This is a genomic window from Nonomuraea sp. NPDC049655 (assembly GCF_044465465.1).
Classification (GTDB): Bacteria; Actinomycetota; Actinomycetes; order Streptosporangiales; family Streptosporangiaceae; genus Nonomuraea.
Genome location: NZ_JBITLS010000013.1, coordinates 131,535 through 153,942, shown reverse-complemented (window position 1 = coordinate 153,942; position 22,408 = coordinate 131,535). Strand labels below are relative to the sequence as shown.

Below are 22,408 nucleotides of genomic sequence, written 5' to 3'. Positions count from 1 at the left end.
GCGGACCAGTGCATGGGGGTGAAACCTCTCGTAGCAACAATCAGTGCACACGAGAGTGGGTGATCGGACGCGCGGCGCGCCAGGTGTCACCCGTGCCGTTTGTCTGCCATGTCGTGATTACGACACGGCGCCGACGGTGCGGTTAGCATGGAACGGGATCGGGGATCGTGGCGACACTCGGCGACGAAGCGAGATCTGTGCATGCCTACGCCCCCGCGCAAGCTCCGCAACACCCTGAGCTGGTATGCCTTCGGCCTCTCATGCGCGGTGACGCTGCTCGCCGCGGTCCTCATGCTGTTCTTCGACCCGCACCTCACCAGGGCGGCGGTGCTCTCCTCGATCGGCCTCAACCTGATCGCGTCCGTGGCCTTCGCCGTCGTGTTCTCCGTCCTGAGCTCCCAGGTGCAGCAGCGCAGCATGGAGGAGAACGTCGCCCAGCACCTGGACGACCTGGCCACGGGGCTGCGCGCCGAGGTGGCCTCGATGCACAAGGGGTTCATGCCGACGGCCGTCTACCCGTCCTTCGACCCGGTGGACGGCACGTACGGGGACGCCTTCAACAAGGACGTGACCGCGAGCCTGGAGGCCACCGGGTTCTACGCCTTCTGCGGCCCGAGCGCCCGCTACGTGTCGGCCCGGCTGACCAGGTCCCGCCACTTCCCCCACCAGGTCCGGGTCGCGATGCTCAACCCCGGCGACAAGCTGGCCATCTCGCGCCGCGCCACCGACCGCACCAGCTGGGCCAGGCTGGCGGGCAAGGACAACTCCACCCTGTCGGAGGAGCTGCGCGAGGAGCTCGTCATGAGCACGGTCGCGCTGTTCGACTACCGGCACATCTGCCCGGTGGACCTGGCCTACATCGAGGACACCGCGACCTACCGGTTCGAGATCTTCGACGACGCCATCTACCTGTCCTGGTACCACGGCCCGCAGTCGATCTCCAAGGAGATGCCGGAGTCCCTCAGGTTCGCCGCCGAGTCCTTCCTCTACCAGTTGCTCCGCCTCGACCTCATGCGCAGGTTCGAGATCGTCGAGAGCCGGGTGCGGTTCGAGGCGGGCCAGGACGACACCTTCCTCATCGCCCACCTGACGGCGGTGCTCGGCTCCTCGGTGTCGGCCGCCGACCTGGAGCGCTGGCGGAGACGGTACCGGGAGTACACCGCGGACTTCACCGGCTACCTCGACACCGTCTACGCCGAGCTCAAGATCTGACAGGGCTCACAGGGCTCACAGGGCTCACAGGGCTCACAGGGCTCCGGCGCGGGCCGCGGCCAGCGCCGCCGCGGCGGCCCGGTCGGCGGCGGCCTCGTCGAGGGCCTCCCCGGTGTTGAGCAGCGCGTAGTACAGGGGCGCGGACACGGCGGCGATCACCCGGCGCGGGTCGGTGCCGGGCGGCAGCTCGCCGCGCCGGATCGCGTCGGTGACGCAGCCCGCCCACTCCTCGATGCGGACGGCGTAGAAACGGTGCAGCGCCCGCGCGGCCTCCCCGTCGCAGAGCGAGGCGGCGATCAGCGCCTTGAACAGGCGTCCCTGGCGGGGGTCGGTGAGGGTCTTCACCACCAGGCGGGCGTTGTCGCGCAGGTCGGCCCGCACGTCGCCGTTGCGGGCGCGGGGCAGCGAGGTCTCCGCCATGTCCTTGAGGAGGTCGGCGGCGAGCGCGCCGGGCGTGCCCCAGCGGCGGTAGACGGTGGTCTTGCCGACCTCCGCGAGGCGGGCGATGTCGGCGAGGTCGAGCCCGGCGAAGCCCTTCTCGACCAGGGTGTCGCCGGCGGCCCGCAGAACGGCCTCGCGGACGCGGGCGGTACGCCCACCAGGACGGACGGCACCCGGCGGTGGCACGGCGGCCATACGGACTCCCCTCGTTCGAACCCTTATCGGAACCACAGTTCCCTTAACGTCGGTTCCGGTGCTACTGTTCTCGCATCTTAACGGAACCAAAGAACCGTTTGCGGCGGCATGCCGACCGGCACGCCCGAGAGAAAGCCCTGCCATGACCACCACCACACCCCTGCCCACGTCCGCCGCCCAGGCCCCGCCACGGCGCCTGACCGGCCGCCTGCGCCTCGTCCTCGCGGTGCTCCTGGTCGCCCAGTTCATGCTGGCCGTCGACTTCTCGATCCTCAACGTGGCCCTGCCCGCCATCGGCGACGACCTCGGCTTCTCCCTGTCCGGCCTTCAGTGGATCGCCACCGCCTTCGCCCTGTGCGCGGCCGGTTTCACGCTCTTCTTCGGCCGCATCGGCGACCTGGTCGGCCGCAAGCGCATCTTCCTCGGCAGCCTGGCGCTGCTCGGCGCCGCCTCGCTCGCCGGCGGGCTCGCCCCCACCCCCGACGTCCTCATCGTGGCCCGCATCGCCCAGGGCCTCGCGACGGCCGCGGCCACCCCGGCCGGGCTCGCCCTGCTCACCACGTCCTTCCCCGAAGGGCCGCTGCGGCAGAAGGCGCTCGGCCTCAACGGAGCCCTGATGTCGGCCGGGTTCACCGCGGGGGCCGTGCTCGGCGGCGTCCTGACCGACCTGCTCTCCTGGCGCTGGGCGTTCTTCGTCAACGTGCCCGTCGCCCTCGCCGTGCTCATCGTCGCGCCCGCCGTCATCGCCGAGTCCCGGCCCGCCGACCGTCCCCGGCTCGACCTGCCCGGCGCGCTCAGCGTGACCCTCGGGCTGCTCGGCGTCGTCTACGGCCTGACGCAGGCCGGTGAGCACGGCTGGACCCACCCCCTCGCCCTGGCCGGGCTGCTGGGCGGAGCCGTCCTGCTCGGCCTGTTCCACCTGGTCGAGCGGCGCGCCGCCGCGCCGCTCGTGCCGCTGCACGTCCTGCGCAAGCCGACCGTGGCCTGGGGCAACCTGCTCGGCCTGCTGGCCTTCGTCACCGAGACGTCCCTGGTGTACCTGCTCACCCTCTACCTGCAGAAGACCCTCGGCTTCACCGCCCTGGCCGCCGGCCTGTCGTTCGGCGTGCTCGGTCTCGGCACCGTGGCCGGCGGCCTGCTCGCCCCGAAGGCGATCGCCCGCACCTCCACCGTGACCGTGCTGGTCGGCGGCGGGCTGCTGCAGGCGGTCAGCACCGGCGCGCTGCTGCTCCTCGGCGGCACCTCGGGCTCGATGGCGTTGCTGCTGCCCGCCACCTTCCTGGGCGGCGTGGGGAACATGCTGGTCATCGTCGGCTTCATGGTCACCGCCACCACCGGCCTGCCCGACCGCGAGCAGGGCCTGGCCACCGGTCTGGCCTCGATGTCCCAGCAGATCGGCATCACCATGGGCACGCCGATCATGTCCGCGATCGTCACCGCCGCGACGGCCGGGGCCGTGACCGGCGCGGCCGTCCTGCACGGCGTCACCGTCGCGATCGCGGTCAACGCCGCGCTCGTGCTGCTCGGCGTCCTGGTCGCGGCGATCTTCCTGCGCGGCCGGCGCGACCGCGCGCACGCCTGACCCGCCATCCCTCTCTCGTCGCGGAGCACCTCATGGATCCTCAGCCCAGTGGCGCGGTGATCGCCGTGACCGGCGGACGCCGGGAGCCGTCGTGGTCACGTCTCGTCCTTCCCGGCTCGCCTCCCGTGCCGGTCCGCATCCATCGGCCGCAGGGCCCGCCGCCCGCCGGGCTGCTGGTCTGGGCGCACGGCGGTAGCTGGCAGCGCGGCTCGGCCGCCGGCTGGCACGACGCCACCGCGGCGCTGGCCGCCTGGTCCGGCTGGGCGGTGATCAGCGTCGACTACCGGCTCGCGCCGCGCCATCGCCATCCCGGCGCCGTGCAGGACGTCCTCGCCGCCCTCGCCTGGGCCCACGGCCAGGCGGCCGGGATGCCGCTCGCGGTGGGCGGCGACAGCGCGGGCGGCACGCTCGCCGCCGTCGCCGCCCTGGCCGCCCGCGACCGAGGGCTGCCGCTGGCCGCGCAGGTGCTGGCCTACCCGCCGTTCGACCCGGCCTGCGCCGGCGCCTCCTACCACCGCTCGCCGCCGGCGTTCCCGCAGGCGGAGCCGCTGCGCCGGGCCTGGCACGCCTGGCGCGGCGACCGGCCGGCCGCCGTCCGCGACGCCGACGGCACCCGCCTGTACACCACGCACTGGGAGGCGCCCACCCTGGCCGGGGTGGCCCCCGCCGTGCTCGCCGTCGGCCGCGACGACCCCGTGCACGACGACGTCGAGTCCTACGCGCGGCGGCTGCGCGCCGACGGCGTCCCGGCGCGGCTGCTCCGCCCGCCGGGCGCCGTCCACGGCGACGTGCTGCGCCCCGGCCGTCCCCTTCTCCGGCTGCTCGCGCGGGCTCTGCGCGGGCCGGACCCGTCCGACCATCGAGAGGACCACCGATGAACGTTCCCCCCGCCCCCCTTGAGGCGCTCGTCCGCCACTTCGCCGACCTGCGGGACGGCACCCACGCCGGGCACGTCACCCGCCGGGGCAAGCAGGACGCCTTCCGGCGGGCCGTCGCGCTCCTCGACGCGCCCGCACGGCAGGTGCTGGCCGAGTTCGACCGGCACCTCCTGCTGGGCGCCGGCGCCGTCGAGGCCACCGGCACGCGGGCCGACGCCGCGGGCGGCAGCTTCGCCGTCTGGACGCTGTCGTGGCCGGCGCAGCGGGCGGCGGGCCTCGCGCCGATCACCCTGACCGCCCACTACGGCGCCGGATTCCACCATCCGCACCTGCGGGGCGCCACCGTGGGGGAGTGGCCGCTCAACGTCGCGGACGCGGAGCAGGCGGCGGAGCTGGTCCCCGTCCTGAGGGCCATCGCCGCCGCCGACCTGCACAACCTCGTCTTCCAGCGCGACTGGCGCATCGTGTCCGCCCTCCGCCCCTGACGGAACTACCCGCCCACCGGTCCGCCGGCCTCCCGCACGGCGTCCATGAAGGCGTCGTACGGCAGGCCGCCCGCGCCGCTCCACATCTTCTGGGCCAGCACGGCGAAGGTGGGCTCGACCAGGTCGCGCACGTCGTCCTCGGTGTAGGGCGCCGCGGTGATGTCGTTCCACACCGCCGACATGGCGCCCAGCAGCCGCGGATCGCCGGGGGCCACGCTCTGGCCGTCGGGGAAGACGTGCGGCGCCCAGTGGTCGTACAGGTACTCGCCGTCCAGGCCGTCGGGGTGGTAGTAGGTGGCGGCCGGGACGATGTAGAGCAGGGAGTCGCTGGTGTTGACGAAGGAGTAGCCGTCCCGCCCGGCCTCGTGCGGGCCGTACCAGACGGTGGCCCAGCAGTTGATCACCACGTCCCGGTCGTAGCCCTCGGGGACGCCGCCCGCCATCCTGGTCAGGCTGCCCCACGCGCGCGGACGTTTGCCCAGCGCCCGCAGGTGGGCCGCCATCGCGTTGAAGAACTCCCGGTAACGCGGCTCGTCGGCCAGGTACTCGTCGGCGCCGAAGTGCGCGTGCGGGCCGCGGAACCAGGGGACGAACTCGGTGAACACGTCCTTGACGAACTGCGTGGCCTCCGGCTTCGACAGGTCCAGGTGGTCGTCGCCCAGCCCGAGCGAGGGACGGAACCGGACGAACGCCAGAGAGTGGGCGGGCGCGTCGATCTCGGGGACGAGGGTGACGCCTTCGGCCGCCGCCGCCTCCTCGAAGGAGTCCCAGTCCGCCCGGTCGTAGGCGCCGTCGGCCGAGGCCAGCCCGGCCAGCGCGGGATCTTCCGGCACCAGGCGGAAGCCCGCCTGCACCTCCGCCCAGGTTCCGTCCGGGGCCAGGAAGCCGTTGTCGTTGAGGTGGAGCTGCAGCTCGTTGAGCTTGAACCAGCCCATGACGGCCAGCTGCTCGCGGACGAAGCCGGGCGTGAAGAAGCGGCGGCCCACGTCCAGCATGAAGCCGCGCACCGGGTAGTCGGGCCAGTCGGCGGCGGCGCCCACCGGCAGCTCGGCGGTGGTGCGCAGGATCTGCAGCAGGCTGCGCGTGCCGTAGAACAGGCCGGTGGGCGTGGGCGCGGAGATCCGGACCTGCTCGCCGGTGACGGCCAGCAGGTAGCCCTCCTCGGCGAAGCGGGCGCCGCCCGCCTCGCACGTCAGCGCCGGGTCGAGGGTCAGGACGACGTCACCGGCGCCCGCCGGCCCGCCGGCCGCGGCCAGGGTCAGGCCGGTGACCTGCCCGATCTCCCGGACGAGCCGGTCACGCAGGGCGTTCTCGCCGCTCACGACCCTGGCCAGCGCGGCCCGGGGGAGCACGCCGGCGCCGCCGTCCCACTGCTGCAGGCGGGGCACGACGACCGGGCACGGGTTAGCCAAGGCCGGCCTCCTCGCGGATCTCCACGACCGGCTCCCGGCAGCCGTCCAGTTCGAGGACGACCAGCTCGTTGCCGCCCGCCCGCAGCAGCGGCCACGGCAGGTAGAGGGTGCGCTGGGGGCCCCGGTCCCAGTAGCGGCCCAGGCAGAACCCGTTGACCCAGACGTACCCCTTGGTCCAGCCGGGCAGGGCGAGGTAGGCGTCGCGCGGCTCGGCCACGGTGAGCGTGCCGCGGTGGAAGACCGGCCCGGTCGTCGCGCCGGTACGGCCCCACGGCAGCCCGGACACGTCGTCCAGCGGGATGGGCACGGCCTCCCAGTCGTGCACGTACTGCCGTTCGTGCCGCACGCCGCCGACGATGCCCTTGCGGTCGCCCAGCCGGGGGCCGTAGTTGACCCGGCCCATCGACTCGACCAGCAGCTCCACCACCGCCGACGGGCCGGGCACCGCGATGGGCACGCCGGTCAGCCGGTCCCGTTCGAGCACCGCCACCGGCTCGCCGTCCACGAACAGGTGGGCCCGGTCGGCCAGGCCGTCGACGTGCAGCTCGTACGGACCCCGCGGCCCGTGCACGGTGGCCCGGTACAGCACCAGGCCGTGGGCCAGCCCGAGCTCCTCGAACGTCGGCGGGCGCGCCGAGCGGGCCGCGACCGGCGGGAGCGCGTCGAACAGCCGCACCGACTGCGTCAGCTCGACGGCGCCGGGCGGCAGCGTCGGCGGCAGCGGCTCCGGCTCGGGCACCTGGCCCTCCCGGTGGGCGGCCAGCACCTTCCTGAAGGCCCAGAACTTCTCGGTCGGCGCGCCCCGCTCGTCGATCGGGGCGTCGTAGTCGTAGGAGGTGACGGTCGGCTGGTACGCGCCGTCCTGCAGGTCGCCGCCCAGGTTGGCGCCGGCCCAGGTGCCGAAGTTGGTGCCGCCGTGGGCCATGTAGAGGTTGACCGACGCGCCCGCGGCGAGCATGCGCTCCAGGATGCCGGCCACCTCGGCGGCGTCCCGGGTGGTGTGGGTGTCGCCCCAGTGGTCGAACCAGCCGTTCCAGAACTCCATGCACGCCGGCGGGTCCTCGGGCCGGAAGCGGGCCAGCTCGGCGAAGGAGCCTTCGGGGTCGGAGCCGAAGTTCACCGTCGCCCGCACGCCCGGCAGGGTGCCGCCGGACAGCATGTGGTCGATCGCGCCGTCGGAGGTGAACAGCGGGACGTCCAGGCCGCGCTCCCGCAGCCCGTCGGCCAGCCAGGCCAGGTAGCGCCGGTCGGAGCCGTAGGAGCCGTACTCGTTCTCGACCTGGACCATGATCACGTTGCCGCCGCGGGTGACCTGCCGGGCGGCGACGATCGGGATCACCTCGTCGAAGAAGCGCCCGACGTGGCCGAGGAAGGTCTCGTCGTGGCAGCGCAGCGGGGCGTCCCGGTCGGTGAGCAGCCACCAGGGCAGGCCGCCGTTGTCCCACTCGGCGCAGATGTAGGGCCCCGGCCGCACGATCGCCCGCAGCCCCTCCTCGGCCGCCAGGTCCAGGAAGCGGCCCAGGTCGGCCCGGCCGGTGAAGTCGAAGTGGCCGGGTCGCGGCTCGTGCAGGTTCCAGGCCACGTACGTCTCGACGGTGTCCAGGCCCATGGCCCGCAGCATGGCCAGGCGCTGCCGCCACTGCTCCGGAAGGACCCGGAAGTAATGCGTCGCTCCCGACAGCACCTGAGTCATGCCTTCATTCTCCTGATCTGGTCAGCGGGTGACGATCTCGTAGAGGGCGAGGTTGCCCCATTCGAGGTTCGCCTTGTGGACGATCAGCCGGATCTTCTGCGTGGACACCGGCGCGGGCAGCCGCATCGTGCTGGTCTCGACGGTGGCGCTGCTGGACGGCCAGTCGATGAGATGGTGGTCGACCCGGGTGACCCAGGAGTCGCCGTCCCAGGTCTGGAGCGAGACGTCCGTGATGCCCTGGCCCTTGGCCCAGGCGGTGTGCAGGGTGACCTCGGAGACGGTCCGCGGCGTGCGGTAGTCGACGGTGACGTCGCCGGGGAAGGTCACCCCGGTCGAGGCCGAGGCCCACGGCGTGCCGGGGTCGCCGTCGATCAGGTTCTCCAGCGCGGACGCCGACACGAACGACGAGGTGGCCACCGGCACGCCGCCGGGCGGCAGGTACGGCTCGGCGGCGGCGGGCACGCTCAGCCGCACCTCGCCGATCCGGAAGCGGCCCTCGCCGGTGACGACCAGCCGCACCCGGCGCGTGGTGACCTGCTCGGGCAGCGTCACCGCCTGCTTGGCGCCGCTCGCCCTGGTCTGCCAGGTACGGCCGTCCGCGGAGGTCTGGACGTCGAACGCGATGTCCGGCGAGCCGCTCACCTCGACGCGGCCGAAGGTGCGCGGCACGGCGTAGGTCAGGTCGACGGTGCCGGGGAACCGCGGCTTGGGCACGCTCTGCCAGAAGGTGTCCGGGTCACGGTCGGCCAGCCGCTCCAGATGGCCCTTGGGCGTGAACGTGCTGCTCACCTCGGGGAGCGGGACGGCCCGCTGGTAGGCCCCGAGGTCGGGCGCCGCGTCCGGGACGGGCGTGCCGGCCAGGTCGGAGACGGCGGGCACGCTCACGCCCGCGTCGAACACCGGCGAGCCGTCGAGCGGGCGGTAACCGGCCAGGCCGCCGGAGCCGGGCGAGGCCAGCCGGGGGTCGGCCACGATCGCCTTGTGGTCGGGCCCCGTCGGCGGCTGCGGCGTGCCCCAGTACAGGTTGTGGTCGTAGATCGCGCCGTTCTTGCCGTCGAACCCGGCGCCGGCCGCGTTGAGGAACACGTTGTCGCGCACCGTGACGCCCGCGGCGTCGTTGTAGATCCGCACGACCTTGCCCAGGGGATACTTGCCGGCCCCGGCCAGCGGCGGCTTCACCTCGACCACCCGGCCGTCGGCGTAGACGGTGTTGTGGTGGATGTCGGTGCCATGGGTGGCCGTGGACAGCCCGAACACCTCGTAGCCGTCGCTCTCGCTGACGTTGTAGCGGACCACGGTGTCGCGGGTGGGCGCGCCGGCGAAGGACACCGCGATGAAGAAGCCGCCGTCGTTGTGGTGGCTGTAGTTGTACTGCACGATGCTGCGGTTGTTGTCGGCGTCGGAGTCGAAGCCGTGCCCGTCGGAGCCCGGCCCGTTGAACCCGGTGCCGCTGACCTCGTTGCGCTGGACGACGAGGTCGTCGTTGCCCTGCCACCAGATGCCGACGTTGCCGCCGGTCGGCTTGGTGCGGCCGGTCACCGCCCGCTCGACCTTGTTGCCCTCGACCAGCGCGCCCTTGGTGTGCATCGGGGTGATGCCATCCGCCGGTCACGTCGTGGACGTGGTTGCCGCGGATGGCGACGCCCGTGCTCGGCGTCCAGGCGACCACCTCGCTGTCGGGGATGCCGGTCTCGACCGGGTAGAGGCTGGTCATGCCGTTGCGGCGGGACCAGGTGGACCACATGATGATCCCGTAGGAGCCGATCTTGGAGATCTCGTTGTCCTCGATGACCAGCCGGTCGAACCAGGTCGGCGTCCGGTTGCCCCTGATCGAGATCAGCAGCCCGGCGGTGGCGACGCTGTGGCCGCCGGCGCCGTCCACGTCGTGGATGTCGAGGTTGCGCAGGGTGACGTTGGCCAGCTTGCCGGAGTCCTTGGCGTACAGGTTGACGCCGGTGCGGTAGACGGCCCGGCCGTCGCTGTTGGTCACCTGGAGGCCGTCCACGACGAAGTCGTGCACGTCGGCGATCGTGACGGCGGCGCCGTCGAGCCCGCCGCCCTCGATCAGCGGCTTGGCGCCCTGGCCGTAGGAGCCGACCGTCGCCGGGTCGCCGGGCGCGCCGGCGCCCTTCAGGGTGAGCCGGCCGGTCCAGCGCTGCCCGGCCCGGAACAGCAGCCGGTCGCCGGGGCCGAGCCGCAGCTCGCTCGCCTTGTCCAGGCTCCGCCAGGCGGTGGCCGGGCTCGACCCGTCGGCGGCGTCGTCGCCGGCCGAGGCGTCGACGTAGTAGGTGGTGCCGGTCGCGGCCTGCGCGGGGGTGGCGGCCAGGAGTCCGGCGAACAACGTTAAAGCGGTGACGATGACGCGCAAGAGCGGGCGTCCTTTCCAGGTCATTTGCCGATACCGGCCGTCATGCCTTCGACGACCCGCCGGCCGAGCCAGATGTAGAGGATGACCATCGGATAGATGAGGATCACGATCCCGGCGAACAGGCCGCCCCAGTCGGAGCTGTACTGCATGGTCGAGTACAGGTTGAGCAGGGCCGCCGGGAGCGTGCGCTCCTCGGGCAACGGGGTGATGAGCAGGACCAGCAGGGTGGAGTTCCACAGGCCGATCACGTTGAGCACGAGCACGGTGGTCAGGCCCGGCCGGGCCAGCGGCGCGATCACGCGGACGAACGCCGTCAGCGGACCGGCGCCGTCGAGCTCGGCGGCCTCCTCGACCTCCCTGGGCAGCGACCGGAAGTAGCCGGTCAGGACGAACACCGCGAACGGCAGCGACAGGACGACCTCGAACACCAGCAGCGTGATGCGGTTGTCCCACCAGCCGGTGACCCAGTCCTCCATGAACGTGTAGACCGACAGCTTGGCCACCACGATCGGGATCGCCATGGTCTGCAGCGGGATGCTCAGCCCGACGGCGAAGAACCCGGTGATCGGCCCGGCGATCCGCCGCGACGACCGCGACAGCGCGTAGGCGGCGGGCGCCGCGATCGCGACGATGAGGAACGCGCCGAGCGCGGTCAGCCCGACGCTGTTGAGCGCGGCGATCGAGAACTGGCCGGCCTGCCAGGCCGAGTCGTAGTTCTCCCAGGCGGGGGAGTCGGGCAGCGCGAACGGGTGCAGCCACACCTCGCCGGAGGACTTCAGCGACTGCAGGCCGACCCAGGCGACCAGGGCCAGGTTGAAGACCACCCACGCCCACAGGGCCACGGCGGTCAGCCGGGGCAGCAGCAGGTCGCCCAGCAGCCGGGCCAGCGGACGCCTCACCGGGACGGTCGTCATGACAGCTCCACGCTCTCTCGGCGGGTGATGCGGCGCACCAGGACGATCAGCACGATGGTGATCAGGGTCACCACCACCCCCATCGCGGCGCCGGACCCCAGATCGGGCACGCCGCCCCCGGTGATCACCGTGTACTGCTGCACGGCCACGGTCCTGGCCTGCAGCGGCGGGGCGCCGGGCGTGCCGCCGGTGGTGAAGGCGATCACGATCTCGAACACCTTGAGGCTGTTGACCACCCACAACACGGCGGCGACCGCGAACACGTCCCAGGTGAGCGGCAGCGTGATGTGGCGGAACTGCTCCCACTTGGTCGCGCCGCCGAGCACCGCGTCCTCGTACAGGTGGGGCGGGATGCCGTCCACGGCCGACATCATCAGCGCGATGTAGAAGCCGGTGGAGGACCAGACCAGCCCGCCGATGACGCACCGGAAGACCAGGTCGGGGCCGAGCCAGGGCAGCCCGTCGATGCCCGCCCAGCCCAGCACCTGGTTGACGACGCCGCCGGGGTTGAGCAGGAACCCGACCGCGGCGCCGACCGCGATCGCCGAGATGATCATCGGCAGGAAGACGACGGACCGGATGAAGGCCCGTCCCTTCAGGTGGCGCAGCGCCATCATCGACAGGAACGTGATCCCGAAGACCAGCGCGCCGCCCGCGACCGCCAGGAGGAAGGTGTTGGCGAACGACTGCAGGAACGCGTCGTTGCGCAGCAGCGCCTGGTAGTTGCGCAGGCCGCGCCACTCCATCTCGGCGCCAGGACCGGCCCAGCGGTACAGGCTGACCCACACGCCGTAGAAGGAGGGCAGCACGAACAGCAGCGTGTAGAGCGCGAGCGCGGGCAGCAGGAAGGGCCAGAAGGCCCGTTCCCGCGCCGGCCGCAGGATCTTGCCGCGGTACGGATCCCGCGACGGGAGCGCCGTCTCCGCAACGAGGGAGCCGTATGCCATGTCAGCCCTTGTTCGCGAGGTAGTCGGCGGTCTTCTTCTTGCCCTGCGCGACGAACTCGGCGGCGTCGATCTTGCCGGCCAGGAGCTGGTCGTCCAGGGGCAGCAGGAGGTCCACCCAGTACGCCTTGTCGGCGGCCAGGGTGTCGTAGGTCTTGTGCACGGCGGGCGCCTCGGCGATCGCCTTCTGCACGTCGGCGAGGAAGTCGGGGGCGGGGATGTCGGGGCGCGAGGGGATGTTGAGCGCCTCGGTGGAGATGCGGCTCAGGTACTTGCTCTGCAGCGCGAAGGCCAGGAACTCCTTGGCCGTCTCGACGTTCTTGCCCTTGACGTTGACGCCCCAGCCGAGCGCGCCGACCTCGACGGAGTCCTTGCCGCCGACGGGGAGCTGGAAGGAGCGGATCTTGGCGCCGGGCGGGGTCTTCGCCTTGACCTCGCTGGCCAGCCAGGTGCCGTTGATGTTCAGGGCGGAGTTGCCCTGCGCCCAGTCGTCCTGCGCGGCCGGGTACTTCGTGGCCATGTGGTCCTTCTGGAAGTAGCCGCCCTTGGTGAGCTGCTCGACCTGCTTGGCGGCGGCCAGCACCTCGGGCTTGTCCCAGGCGGCGGCGTCCTTCGACAGCGCCAGCAGGCTGCCGGCGCCGTTGGCGCGGACCAGGGCCGAGTAGAACCAGTAGACGTTGTAGAAGGGGATGGTGCCGTCCTGGCCGATGCCGGTCCGGCCGGCGGCCTTCTCCTTGTCGAGGAAGGCGATCAGGTCCGCCCAGCTGCGCGGCGGGTTGTCGGCCAGCTCGGGGCGCTTGGCGGCGTCGTACCAGACGGCGGTGGAGATCACGGTGTGCGGGAGGAAGCCCAGCCCCTTGTCGTCGGAGGCGGCCTGCCGGACCGAGTCGGGCAGCACGTCGCCGACGGTCTTGCCGTCGCCGGGCACCTGCTTGGTGAGCAGGTCGTCCAGCGGGGCGTTCAGGTTCTGGGCCCGCCAGCCGGGCAGGTTGTCGGTCGCGACGTCGAACAGGTCGGGGCCCTGGCCGGCGGCCATCTCGGTGGGCAGGTTCTCGGTGCCCTTGCGGCCGACGAACTTCGCGTCCACCTTGACGTTGTTCTGCTTGGCGAAGTCGTCCAGAATCGCCTTGAAGATCTTGGCCTGCGGCTCCTGCTCGCCCCAGGAGGAGCGGTAGACGAGGGACTTCTGCTCGGCCTGCCCGGCCGGGCCGCCGCTGTTCTTGTTGCCGCACGCGGTCACACCGAACGCGAGCGCGCCGACCGCCACCAGCGCGGCCGTCCGGGAGAGGACGTTGGTCATGGTTGTCACCTTTCAAGGGGGGAGGGCTCGGCGAGAGTGATCACCGTGCCGGACAGGCGGGCGCGCTCGGCCGCCCAGACCACGCGGTGCGTGGCCAGGCTCTCGTGGCCGCTGGACCGGATCAGCGCCGGGTCGCCGCTGGTCACGGCGTCGAGGAAGGCGTCCATCAGGCCGTCGTCGCCGCCTCCGTGGCCGCCGGCCATCGAGGCCCCGGCGCCGGTCCTGGTGTCGATCTCGGTGATCCGGTCGGTGAGGAAGTCGTGCAGGCGCAGGCGCACGCCGTCGCCGTCGATGGAGCCGTGCGTGCCGAAGATCCGGGTCTTGCGGTGCTCCAGGGCGGCGAAGGCGGTGACGGTGAGCGAGGCGGTGGCGCCGTCGGCGAACTCCAGGTTCACCACCTGGCTGTCGACCACGTCGTTGTCGCAGGCGAACACGCACCTGCCGTACGGGCCCTCGCGCAGCGCGGTCAGCACGCCCGCTTCCGTGTGGTCGGCGGTGACCGCCGACAGCGGCCACCACTCCTTGTCCGGGTCGCCCAGGCAGCCCAGGTAGAGCCGCTTGGCCGAGTACGGGCAGGCGGCCTCCACCGGGCAGTCGAGGCAGTTGGCCGTGGCGCCGGCCGGGGCCTGCTCCTCGCGGAAATAGACGAGATCGCCGAAGGAGGACACCCGGTGCGGCAGACTGCCCTTGACGTAGGCCATCCAGTCGAGGTCGTGGCAGGCCTTGGCCAGCAGCAGCGGAGCCGACTCCGCCTCGTTGCGCCAGTTCCCGCGGACGAAGGAGTGCGCCTGGTGCCACCAGCCGACCTGCTCCAGGTGCTGGATGTTCATGATCTGGCCGACGGCGCCCCGGTCGAGGAGCGACTTGAGGGCCCGCGTGTAGTCGGTGTAGCGCATGACGTGGCAGACGGCCAGGATGACCCCGTTGCGCTCGGCGGCCTCGGCGATGCGCGCGGCCTCCTCCTCGGTCGGGGCCATCGGCTTCTCCAGCAGGATGTGGTAGCCGAGGTCGGCCGCGGCGACCGCGGGCTCGGCGTGCATCCGGTCCTGGGTGCCGATGATCATGGCGTCGGCCAGCCTGCCGGCCGCGACGAGGTCGGCCCAGTCGGCGAAGACGTTGCCGGGCGCGATGCCGTGCTCGGCGGCGAAGGCGGCGCGGCGTCGCGGATCAGGCTCGGCGACCGCCACGATCCTCGCGCGGCCGGTCGTCAGGGCCCGGCGGGCGTACAGCGTGCTCCGCAGCCCCGCGCCCGCGACGGCGAGCGTGACGACGGGTTCCGACATCGATGTCCTTCCGGTTTGCCACTTAGTAATTAAAGCTGTTTTTATTAGTCCCTGTTTGTATTGGTCGCCAGGCAGCACTGTCAAGGGGGGTCCATGCGGAAGGTCGCGCTCCAAGGAAGCGACGCACATCGCTTGCGGCGGATCAACATGATCGCGACGCTGCGGGCGATCCGCGCGGCGGGCGTCGTCCCGCTCACCGACCTGGCCCGCCGCGCCGGGCTGTCCAGGCCGACCGTGGAGGGCCTGGTCGAGGAGCTGCACGGACACGGATGGCTGGAGGAGGTCGCCCCCGAGGCCGGCCAGATGGGCCGCCCGGCCCGCCTCTACCGGTTCCGGGCCACGACCGGCTACGTCGTCGGCGTCGACATCGGCTCCTCCAGCGTCCGCGCCCAGGTGACCGACCTGGAGGGCGAGCCCGTCGGCCTCGGCTTCACCCGCGTGCAGGCCGACTACGGCAGGGCCGAGCGGCTGGCGGCCGTCCGCGCGACGATGGCGGCCGCGCTGCGGGAGGCCGGCGTCACCGCCGACCAGGTGTTGTCGGTGGCCGTGGGCACCACCGGCGTGGTGAGCCCGTCCGGGACGGTCCGCCTGTGCGTGGGGCTGCCCGAGTGGACGGGCCTGGACCTGGCGGCGGAGGTGGGCCGCGACTACCCCTGCCAAGTCCTGGTGGAGAACGACTGCAACCTGGCCGCCCTGGCCGAACGGTGGGCCGGGGTGGCCCGCGAGGTGGACGACGTGGTGTTCGTGCTGTCGGGCGTGCGCACCGGCGCCGGCATCCTGGTGCGCGGCGAGCTGCACCGCGGCGGGCGCGGCATGGCGGGCGAGATCGGCGCGCTGCACCTGGTCGGCTGGCACCGCGCCCCCGACCACCTGGCCCGCTTCGCCCCCGGCGCCGCGCCGGAGGAGGTGGCCGGGCTGGTCTTCGCCGCGGCCAGGGACGGCGACCCCGCCGCCCGGTGGGCGGTCGAGCAGTACGCGCACGACCTGGCCGAGGGCATCGCCGCCATCGTGCTGACCGTGGACCCCGACCTGGTGGTGGTGGGCGGCGGCGTCTCGCGCTCGGGCGACGTGCTCATGGAGCCGCTGCGCCGGCACCTGGACCCGCTCTGCCTCGAACCGCCCGCCCTGGAGATCTCCACCCTCGCCGACCAGGCCGTCGTGCTCGGCGCCGTACGGCACGCGCTCAACCACGTGGACGAGCTTCTCTACGACGTGGATCTCCCTCTTGACCTGACCCTCTTCAGGCAAGATATTAAACCTTGATTAATTAGTAACTCGGGCGCCCGACCGTCACCTCTCCCCAGGAGTTGCCGTGTTCCGAGTTCTCTTACCGTGCGCCGCGCTGGTCCTGACCTTCGTGGCCGCGCCCGCCCCGGCCTACGCCGCCACCTCCTACTACGTCGACCCCGCAGGGAACGACGCGGCCGACGGGCACTCCCCGTCCACCGCGTGGCGGACCCTGGACAAGGTCAACGCCCAGACCTTCCAGCCCGGCGACACCGTCCGCTTCAAGGCGGGCGGGCAGTGGACCGGACGGCTCGCGCCGCGCGGCTCGGGCTCGGCCGGCAGCCCGGTCACCTTCACCTCCTACGGCGCCGGCGCCCGGCCGTCCATCGCCGGCGGCGGCGTCGTGGACGCGGCCGTCAAGCTCGCCGACCTGCACGACGTCGTCCTGGACGGCTTCGAGGTGACCAACACCGGGTCGGGGAGCACCCCGCGCATCGGCATCGCGGTCACCGCGACCGACCTCGGCGCCGTCCCCCGGATCACCGTGCGCGGCAACCACGTGCACGCCATCCAGGGCGCCGCCTCCGGCTCGCAGTCCTCCAACCCGTCGGCGGGCGGGATCATCGTGAGCGCGCTGGGCAAGAACACCGCCACCTACTACCAGGACCTGCTCATCGAGGGCAACGAGGTCGCCGACTCCCGCTCGTACGGGATCGTCACCTGGTCGCAGTGGATGCAGCGCGAAGGCTGGACGTCCCTGTGGAGCGACCTCATGGGCATCCCCGCCGCCGACTACCGGCCCTGGACGCCGAGCACGGGCGTCGTCGTCCGCGGCAACGACGTGCACGACATCTCGGCGGGCGGCATCACCGTCATGCAGGCCCAGGGCGCGCTCATCGAACGCAACCGGGTCGCCAGAACCGCCCAGAACCACGGCAACGTCGGCATCTGGTGGGCCGGGGCCGACGACACCGTGGTCCAGTTCAACGAGGTGTCCGGGACGAAGTACTGGGGCCTGGCCAGCGACGGCAACGCCTTCGACGCCGACGCCTCCGTCCACCGCAGCCTGGTCCAGTACAACTTCAGCCACGACAACGAGGGCGGCTTCTTCATCGCCGTCTCGACCGGCACCGGACCGGCCGAGGCGACCATCCGCTACAACGTCAGCCAGAACGACGCCAACCAGGTCTTCGCCTTCTCCACCAACACCAGGAACGTCGACGCCTACAACAACACCATCTGGGTCCCGCTGACGCCGTTCATCCAGAACCATCCGGACCGGGCCTCGTTCAGCCTGGTGAAGGTGTGGAGCAGCTCGGTGAGCAACGTCCGGCTGCGCAACAACGTCATCCACAACGGCGCCAACCTGCCCTACAACGACGGCGGCGCCGTGCAGTACGACCGCAACCTGTACTACTCCGGGCCGGTCCCCGGCGGCGACCGGGCGGCCCTGTCCGGCAACCCGCTGCTGACCGCGCCCGGCGCCGCCACCACGCTCGCCGACCTGTCCGGCTACCTCCCGACGGCGTCGTCCCCGGTCCTGCGGCAGGGCCTGGAGATCGCCTCCGACGGCGGCCGCGACGTCTCCGGCACGGCCCTGCCCTCGGGCATGCCCGACCTCGGCGCCGTCCAGCGGACGGCGGGCGCGGGCCTGTCCGAGCCGGCCGCGACCGTGACCACCTCCTTCGGCAACGGCCAGAGCACCACCCCCGCCGCCCTCACCGACGGCTGGGACTACACGACCTGGGCCAGCCCGTCCTCCGGCGTCACCTATCCGGGCACCGTCACGCTCACCTTCCCCAGCCCCAGGACGGTCGGCGAGGTCGTGCTGGCCACCCACTTCGGCCAGGGCCAGGGCATCACCTCCCTCGACGTCCAGACCTGGGACGGCTCGGCCTGGGTGACCCGGACGGCCGGCGCGGCGATCAGCTGGGCGAGCAACACCGCCACGGTCGAGCGGCGGCCGGTGCCGCTGCCCGCGCCGGTCACCACCACCCAGGTGCGCCTGGTCGTCAAGGCCGCCAACCACACCTGGGGCAACCTGTCCGTCAGCGAGATCACGACCCGCTGAGCCCGTCCCTCGTCGACGGCCGCGCCGGGACTCCCGGCGCGGCCTTCCACCGCCGGGTTGACCTCAAGCGCGGTTGAGATTGCACGATGTCCTGGCCCCCCGACCGCTTCTCCCGATCAGGACAGGACGTTCATGAAGCTTGAGATCTACGCCGACGTGCTGTGCCCCTGGTGCTACATCGGCAAGCGACGCCTGTCCCGCGCGCTGGCCGGGCACCCCGCCCGCGACGGCGTCGAGATCGTCTGGCGCAGCCACGAACTCGCGCCCGACGAGGGCCGGACCCCCGGCCCGACCGCCGCCGAGGCCATGGCGGGCTGGTGGGGGGAGCGGGCTCCCGCCCGCGTCGCCCACATCCGGGAGGTGGGCGCGGCCGAGGGCCTGGAGCTGAACCTGCACCTGGCCCGGCCGGTGAACACCTTCGACGCCCACCGGCTGGTCAAGCTGGCCGCCGCCCGCGGCCGGGCCGAGGAGATGCTGGAGGCGCTGCTGCACGCGTACCACACCGAAGGGCTCAACGTGGCCGACGCGGAGGTCCTGCGGCGGCTGGCCGGTCAGGCCGGGCTGGACGGCGCGGAGGCGCGCGCCGTCCTGGCCGGCGACGAGTACGCCGAGCAGGTGCGCGCCGACCGGCGCCGCGCGGCCGAGCACGGCGTCACCGGCGTGCCCAGCCTGGTGATCGACGGCCGTCCGCCGGTCTCCGGGGTCCAGCCGGTCGCCGACCTGCGACGGCTGCTCGGCGCCCCGGCCGGCTGACGCCGTCCTGGCCGTCAGGCGCTGTGCTCCAGGGCCGGTTCGTCCTCCTTGCGGCGAGTCGCCCAGAGGAAGATCAGCGCGCCGGCGAACAGCACGATCGAGGTCCACTGGTTGATCCGCAGGCCCAGCAGCGTCACCGCGTGGTCCACGCCGCCGACCGGGTCGATGCGCAGCCCCTCGATCCAGAACCGTCCGGCGGTGTAACCGGCGACGTAGAGGGCGAACAGCCGGCCGCGGTCCGGCCGCAGCCGCCGCCCGGCCAGGATCAGCGTGAAGCCGAGGGCCACGTCCCACAGGGACTCGTACAGGAACGTCGGGTGGTAGAGCGTGCCCGGCAGGCCGCCGTGCGCCTGGTCGATCTCCAGGCCCCACGGCAGGGTGGTCGGGCTGCCGTACAGCTCCTGGTTGAACCAGTTGCCCCACCGGGCGATGGCCTGCCCGAACGCGATGCCGGGCGCGATCGTGTCGGCCACCGGCCCGAGCGGCACCCCCCGGCGGCGGCAGGCCAGCCACACGCCCACGCCGCCCAGGGCGACCGCGCCCCAGATGCCGAGCCCGCCCTCCCAGACGAACAGCGCCTGGTACGGCTCCTTGATCGCGCGCGGGCCGAAATAGGTCTGCCAGTCGACGAGGACGTGGTACAGACGCCCGCCGACCAGCCCGAAGATCACCGCCGGCATCGCGATGTCGCCGATCGTGCCCCGCTCGCCGCCGCGGGCGCGCCAGCGGCGCTCGCTCAGCCAGATGCCGAACCCGATGGCGACGATGAAGCACAACGCGTAGGCCCGGATCGGGACGAATCCGAGATACCAGACCCCCTGGGAGGGGCTGGGAATCGAGGCGAGGGGCATGCCGGTGACGCTAGCCAGCAAACGGCCCCGAGGCCGTGCCCGTGACCTGATCGCGAGCCATCCGCGACCACCCCGCGAGCAACCGACGGCCTGCGATCCATCCGGACGTAAGGAATCTACATTGTAAAGGCGTCGGACCGTATCAGAACCGGCTCGGGGCCGCTCCGGGACAGGGCAGGGCACCCGGCGCAGGGTGCGGGGATCAGGAGGAGAGACCCCATGCCGATCGATTACACGTTCGTGAAACTCCAGGACCTGCGGCTGCCGCAACCGCTGAACGCCGACGTCGCCGCGTCCGCGGTCAGGCAGCGCGGCCTCGCCTCGGCGACCGTCACCTTCCCGGACGGGCAGCTGACCGATCCGGAACGGCACGCCCTGACGTGGCTGCTCGCTTCGTACGCTCCCCAGGAGTACAGCCCCCAGACCAACCACCAGATCCTGCCCCTCACGGCCACCACCGTCGGCCAGGTGATCCTCACCTACGGCCAGGGCCGCCACGCGACCGCGACCCTGGTCGGGCGCGGCCTGCCGGCCGGCGCCGAGCCGCCGAGCCGCGACCTGAACCAGCTGACGCAGTCACTCACGAACACCTACGACCTCGCTGCGATCACCGGCCCCTGGACCGTCGAGCACCTGGTCAGGCTGCACGAAGCGCTGCGGCTCGTCCCCGCCCCCGACCGGTCCGCGCTGCGCGGCGTCGAGATCCAGCGGGTGCGGGAGTTCGCCGGCGCGGACGGTCACAACAAGGGCAAGTTCGTCTACGAAAGAGGCCCCTGGTCCGGATCGCTCGGCACGCTCAAGATAACCGACGCGATCTTCCAGGACGATGGGACCGGCTTCTACGGCGGCGCCTCCACGCGCGCCTGCTCGCCGAGCGTGCGTGACATCCTGCACGAGGTCGGCCATGTCGTGGAGAGCGCCGCGTGCCGGACCGAGTCCCGCAACAACGCGGCCTGGGCCGTCCAGAGCGTCGGCGGGCAGCGGTACCGCCCGGCCGAGCGCGTCCCGCAGGACGCGGTGACCGAGGCCCTCCAGCTCAGAACCGACAACACCGCGCTGAACGAGCTCGGCCCCACGCTCACGGGCGCCGGCGTCAAGGCCGAGTACAACGCCCTGCTCGACGCGATCGTGAAGGTCCAGGGGTGGATCGAGGCGGGCGAGAAGGGCATCTACCAGCAGGAGAGCGCCTTCGAGCAGCTCAAGCTCGACGTGACGGCCAAGGTCACCCAGACGACCTGGCAGACCTACCGGGACGAGGTCGTCCGGTGGTGCGACGCGCAGATCCTGGAGGCCCGCTGGCGGGCGAAGTACAAGACGCCGCAGGGGAACGACATCACCCCGTGCCTGCGCAACTTCGTGGTGTTCGTGAAGAAGGAGAACGTGCGGCAGGACGTCACCCCGTACGCGCAGACCTCGGCGGGCGAGCTGTTCGCGGAGGCGTACGCGTTCTGGATCGTCGATGCGGGGGCCGTGGAGAGGCACGACAAGCGGCTTCGCGACTACTTCGACGACTTCCAGTACCGGCGCGCGGACTGACCCCGCCCCCGCGTCCGGCCACGGCGGGCGGCGGCACGGGTTCGGTCACGCACGGTTGCCGCCTCTGCTGCGAGGACCCATGACCTGCCGGCTGAAGGCGGCCAGGGCGGCGTCGATCGGATGAGGCCGGGGCCTGCCCGACGCGTCCGGCCTGTTCCATCTCGCCAGGTTCGTCGTGATGGACATCTGCCGCCTGCCGTCGTCGCGGGTCAGCGACATCGTCGTGGCCCCCCAGACCGTGCCGCCGTGGCCCCAGCAGGTGCCGCCTCCCGGGATCTCGACCTTCTGCAGGCCGAGGCCGTAGTCGATGATCTCCCCGGTGTGGGCGCGGACCGGGACCGTGCGGTGCATCTCCGCCAGCATGGACAGGCCGACGATCTCGCCGCAGAGCAGCAGGCCGTAGAAGGTGTTGAGGTCCTCCATGGTGGACACCAGGGACGCCGCCGTCCGCACCCAGGACATGTCGTACACGCTGTAGTCGCGGGGCGGGTCGATCATGCCGAAGAACGACTCGTAGATCCGCGGGTGCGGTTGCTCGATCCTCGGTCCGCCGGGGAAGGCGGTGTTGCGCAGCCCGGCGCGTTCGATGACGTGCCGGGTGACGTACCCCTCGGCCGTGGCGCCGGTCACGTGCTCCAGAAGCCGGCCGAGGATCATGTAGTTGGTGTTGGAGTAGACGCCGGGAGAGCCGCCGGGCTCGCCGGTCGGAGGCGCCGCGAGCCCCATCCTGATCAGCTCGGCCGGCGGGAAGTAGGTGAACCGGTTGCCGTCCAGGCTGTCCGGCGAGACGTCCGGCAGGGACGGGAATCCGCCCAGTGACGGGAACGCGGCGGGAAGGTACTCGGCGATGCCGCTGGTGTGGTTGAGCAGCATCCGGACGGTGATCCGCTGCCCGCGCCCGCCCGGCACCAGCCGGGGCAGGTAGCGGCCGATCGGCGCGTCGAGCTGGAGGTCGCCCCGCTCGGCCCGCTGCAGGACGGCGGCCGCGACGAAGGTCTTGGTGATGCTGCCGACCCGTTGCGCCATCCCGGGCTCGACGGGACGGCCGGTCTCCAGGTCGGCGACCCCGGCGGCGCCCTGCCACACCCGGCCGGCGTCGCGCACCTCGGCGTACACGCCCGGCACGCCCGCGCGGCGCACGCCGTCCAGCGCGGAACCCAGGACCTCCGACCTCTCCCGGTCATTCACTGCTGATCTCATGCCCGCCATGATGGACGCGCCGCCGCCCGGGGGCGTCCTGCCGGCGGAGTGACCTGCCGCTAC

At 72.3% G+C, this 22,408-nt stretch carries 19 protein-coding genes; 9 read left to right on the top strand and 10 right to left on the bottom strand.

From position 1 onward, the window contains the following. The first annotated feature begins 201 nt into the window (after positions 1-201). Positions 202-1,212, top strand: coding sequence for a hypothetical protein (locus ACIBQ6_RS36475; protein ID WP_397217569.1), 1,011 nt, complete (start codon positions 202-204; stop codon positions 1,210-1,212). 33 nt (positions 1,213-1,245) lie between these two features. Here the strand turns inward: ACIBQ6_RS36475 and ACIBQ6_RS36470 are convergent, their stop codons facing one another. Then, on the bottom strand, positions 1,246-1,848 hold the full coding sequence (locus tag ACIBQ6_RS36470) for a TetR/AcrR family transcriptional regulator C-terminal ligand-binding domain-containing protein (RefSeq protein ID WP_397217567.1): 603 nt from the start codon (positions 1,846-1,848) through the stop codon (positions 1,246-1,248). Between the two features lie 142 nt (positions 1,849-1,990). Between ACIBQ6_RS36470 and ACIBQ6_RS36465 the strand changes: the two genes are divergently transcribed. The 3 genes from ACIBQ6_RS36465 to ACIBQ6_RS36455 are packed head-to-tail and all read left to right on the top strand — an operon-like array spanning position 1,991 to position 4,793. Further along, positions 1,991-3,430 carry an MFS transporter gene (locus ACIBQ6_RS36465; protein ID WP_397217565.1) on the top strand — a complete coding sequence of 480 codons (1,440 nt, stop codon included), beginning with the start codon at positions 1,991-1,993 and terminating at the stop codon, positions 3,428-3,430. Between the two features lie 32 nt (positions 3,431-3,462). Continuing rightward, complete coding sequence (locus tag ACIBQ6_RS36460) at positions 3,463-4,308, top strand: alpha/beta hydrolase (protein ID WP_397217563.1); 846 nt, start codon at positions 3,463-3,465, stop codon at positions 4,306-4,308. Beyond that, complete coding sequence (locus ACIBQ6_RS36455) at positions 4,305-4,793, top strand: hypothetical protein (protein WP_397217561.1); 489 nt, start codon at positions 4,305-4,307, stop codon at positions 4,791-4,793. The genes ACIBQ6_RS36460 and ACIBQ6_RS36455 overlap by 4 nt, the downstream gene beginning before the upstream one ends. A 5-nt stretch (positions 4,794-4,798) precedes the next feature. Here ACIBQ6_RS36455 and ACIBQ6_RS36450 read toward each other — a convergent pair whose 3' ends face one another. The 3 genes from ACIBQ6_RS36450 to ACIBQ6_RS36440 are packed head-to-tail and all read right to left on the bottom strand — an operon-like array spanning position 4,799 to position 9,485. Further along, the gene (locus ACIBQ6_RS36450; RefSeq protein WP_397217559.1) at positions 4,799-6,205 is read right to left on the bottom strand and encodes a glycoside hydrolase family 20 protein; all 1,407 of its coding nucleotides are present in this window, start codon (positions 6,203-6,205) and stop codon (positions 4,799-4,801) included. Beyond that, complete coding sequence (locus ACIBQ6_RS36445) at positions 6,198-7,898, bottom strand: beta-galactosidase family protein (protein WP_397217557.1); 1,701 nt, start codon at positions 7,896-7,898, stop codon at positions 6,198-6,200. The genes ACIBQ6_RS36450 and ACIBQ6_RS36445 overlap by 8 nt, the downstream gene beginning before the upstream one ends. A 21-nt stretch (positions 7,899-7,919) precedes the next feature. Further along, positions 7,920-9,485 (bottom strand): discoidin domain-containing protein, encoded by a 1,566-nt coding sequence (locus ACIBQ6_RS36440; protein WP_397217556.1) that lies wholly within the window; start codon positions 9,483-9,485, stop codon positions 7,920-7,922. A 179-nt stretch (positions 9,486-9,664) separates the two neighbouring features. On the opposite strand from ACIBQ6_RS36440, the gene ACIBQ6_RS36435 reads away from it, so the two are divergent. Beyond that, complete coding sequence (locus ACIBQ6_RS36435; protein WP_397217554.1) at positions 9,665-9,862, top strand: hypothetical protein; 198 nt, start codon at positions 9,665-9,667, stop codon at positions 9,860-9,862. Positions 9,863-10,286: 424 nt separating this feature from the next. On the opposite strand, the gene ACIBQ6_RS36430 is transcribed toward ACIBQ6_RS36435, so the two are convergent. Genes ACIBQ6_RS36430 through ACIBQ6_RS36415 form a run of 4 tightly spaced genes read right to left on the bottom strand, consistent with a single transcriptional unit; the run spans position 10,287 to position 14,707 of the window. Next, positions 10,287-11,180, bottom strand: coding sequence for a carbohydrate ABC transporter permease (locus ACIBQ6_RS36430; RefSeq protein WP_397217552.1), 894 nt, complete (start codon positions 11,178-11,180; stop codon positions 10,287-10,289). Beyond that, complete coding sequence (locus ACIBQ6_RS36425; RefSeq protein ID WP_357977939.1) at positions 11,177-12,127, bottom strand: sugar ABC transporter permease; 951 nt, start codon at positions 12,125-12,127, stop codon at positions 11,177-11,179. Before ACIBQ6_RS36425 ends, ACIBQ6_RS36430 begins: the two co-directional genes overlap by 4 nt. Before the next feature lies 1 nt (position 12,128). Further along, positions 12,129-13,424, bottom strand: a complete 1,296-nt coding sequence (locus tag ACIBQ6_RS36420; RefSeq protein WP_397217549.1) for an ABC transporter substrate-binding protein — start codon at positions 13,422-13,424, stop codon at positions 12,129-12,131. Positions 13,425-13,429: 5 nt separating this feature from the next. Beyond that, positions 13,430-14,707, bottom strand: a complete 1,278-nt coding sequence (locus tag ACIBQ6_RS36415) for a Gfo/Idh/MocA family protein (RefSeq protein ID WP_397217547.1) — start codon at positions 14,705-14,707, stop codon at positions 13,430-13,432. 132 nt (positions 14,708-14,839) lie between these two features. On the opposite strand from ACIBQ6_RS36415, the gene ACIBQ6_RS36410 reads away from it, so the two are divergent. The 3 genes from ACIBQ6_RS36410 (at position 14,840) to ACIBQ6_RS36400 (ending at position 18,758) form a co-directional block, all read left to right on the top strand. After that, on the top strand, positions 14,840-15,970 hold the full coding sequence (locus tag ACIBQ6_RS36410; protein ID WP_397217545.1) for an ROK family protein: 1,131 nt from the start codon (positions 14,840-14,842) through the stop codon (positions 15,968-15,970). 49 nt (positions 15,971-16,019) lie between these two features. Beyond that, complete coding sequence (locus tag ACIBQ6_RS36405) at positions 16,020-18,005, top strand: right-handed parallel beta-helix repeat-containing protein (RefSeq protein WP_397217543.1); 1,986 nt, start codon at positions 16,020-16,022, stop codon at positions 18,003-18,005. A gap of 132 nt (positions 18,006-18,137) precedes the next feature. Continuing rightward, positions 18,138-18,758 carry a DsbA family protein gene (locus ACIBQ6_RS36400; protein WP_397217541.1) on the top strand — a complete coding sequence of 207 codons (621 nt, stop codon included), beginning with the start codon at positions 18,138-18,140 and terminating at the stop codon, positions 18,756-18,758. A 14-nt stretch (positions 18,759-18,772) separates the two neighbouring features. Here ACIBQ6_RS36400 and lgt read toward each other — a convergent pair whose 3' ends face one another. Continuing rightward, on the bottom strand, positions 18,773-19,609 hold the full coding sequence (gene lgt, locus ACIBQ6_RS36395; RefSeq protein WP_397217539.1) for a prolipoprotein diacylglyceryl transferase: 837 nt from the start codon (positions 19,607-19,609) through the stop codon (positions 18,773-18,775). A gap of 219 nt (positions 19,610-19,828) precedes the next feature. Here lgt and ACIBQ6_RS36390 point away from each other — a divergent pair, with 219 nt between their 5' ends. After that, positions 19,829-21,145: a hypothetical protein gene (locus ACIBQ6_RS36390; RefSeq protein WP_397217537.1), complete on the top strand. Its 1,317-nt coding sequence runs from the start codon at positions 19,829-19,831 to the stop codon at positions 21,143-21,145. A gap of 45 nt (positions 21,146-21,190) precedes the next feature. On the opposite strand, the gene ACIBQ6_RS36385 is transcribed toward ACIBQ6_RS36390, so the two are convergent. Further along, positions 21,191-22,345, bottom strand: coding sequence for a serine hydrolase domain-containing protein (locus ACIBQ6_RS36385; protein ID WP_397217535.1), 1,155 nt, complete (start codon positions 22,343-22,345; stop codon positions 21,191-21,193). Between the last annotated feature and the right edge of the window lie 63 nt (positions 22,346-22,408).

Excerpts from the sequence above, each read along its gene's own strand:
- ACIBQ6_RS36455 (WP_397217561.1), top strand. The coding sequence starts at position 4,305 with ATGAACGTTCCCCCCGCCCCCCTTGAGGCGCTCGTCCGCCACTTCGCC.
- ACIBQ6_RS36400 (WP_397217541.1), top strand. The coding sequence starts at position 18,138 with ATGAAGCTTGAGATCTACGCCGACGTGCTGTGCCCCTGGTGCTACATC.
- ACIBQ6_RS36390 (WP_397217537.1), top strand. The coding sequence starts at position 19,829 with ATGCCGATCGATTACACGTTCGTGAAACTCCAGGACCTGCGGCTGCCG.
- ACIBQ6_RS36460 (WP_397217563.1), top strand. The coding sequence starts at position 3,463 with ATGGATCCTCAGCCCAGTGGCGCGGTGATCGCCGTGACCGGCGGACGC.
- ACIBQ6_RS36385 (WP_397217535.1), bottom strand. The coding sequence starts at position 22,345 with ATGAGATCAGCAGTGAATGACCGGGAGAGGTCGGAGGTCCTGGGTTCC.
- ACIBQ6_RS36415 (WP_397217547.1), bottom strand. The coding sequence starts at position 14,707 with ATGTCGGAACCCGTCGTCACGCTCGCCGTCGCGGGCGCGGGGCTGCGG.
- ACIBQ6_RS36470 (WP_397217567.1), bottom strand. The coding sequence starts at position 1,848 with ATGGCCGCCGTGCCACCGCCGGGTGCCGTCCGTCCTGGTGGGCGTACC.
- ACIBQ6_RS36440 (WP_397217556.1), bottom strand. The coding sequence starts at position 9,485 with ATGCACACCAAGGGCGCGCTGGTCGAGGGCAACAAGGTCGAGCGGGCG.
- ACIBQ6_RS36420 (WP_397217549.1), bottom strand. The coding sequence starts at position 13,424 with ATGACCAACGTCCTCTCCCGGACGGCCGCGCTGGTGGCGGTCGGCGCG.
- lgt (WP_397217539.1), bottom strand. The coding sequence starts at position 19,609 with ATGCCCCTCGCCTCGATTCCCAGCCCCTCCCAGGGGGTCTGGTATCTC.
- ACIBQ6_RS36445 (WP_397217557.1), bottom strand. The coding sequence starts at position 7,898 with ATGACTCAGGTGCTGTCGGGAGCGACGCATTACTTCCGGGTCCTTCCG.
- ACIBQ6_RS36465 (WP_397217565.1), top strand. The coding sequence starts at position 1,991 with ATGACCACCACCACACCCCTGCCCACGTCCGCCGCCCAGGCCCCGCCA.
- ACIBQ6_RS36430 (WP_397217552.1), bottom strand. The coding sequence starts at position 11,180 with ATGACGACCGTCCCGGTGAGGCGTCCGCTGGCCCGGCTGCTGGGCGAC.
- ACIBQ6_RS36475 (WP_397217569.1), top strand. The coding sequence starts at position 202 with ATGCCTACGCCCCCGCGCAAGCTCCGCAACACCCTGAGCTGGTATGCC.
- ACIBQ6_RS36425 (WP_357977939.1), bottom strand. The coding sequence starts at position 12,127 with ATGGCATACGGCTCCCTCGTTGCGGAGACGGCGCTCCCGTCGCGGGAT.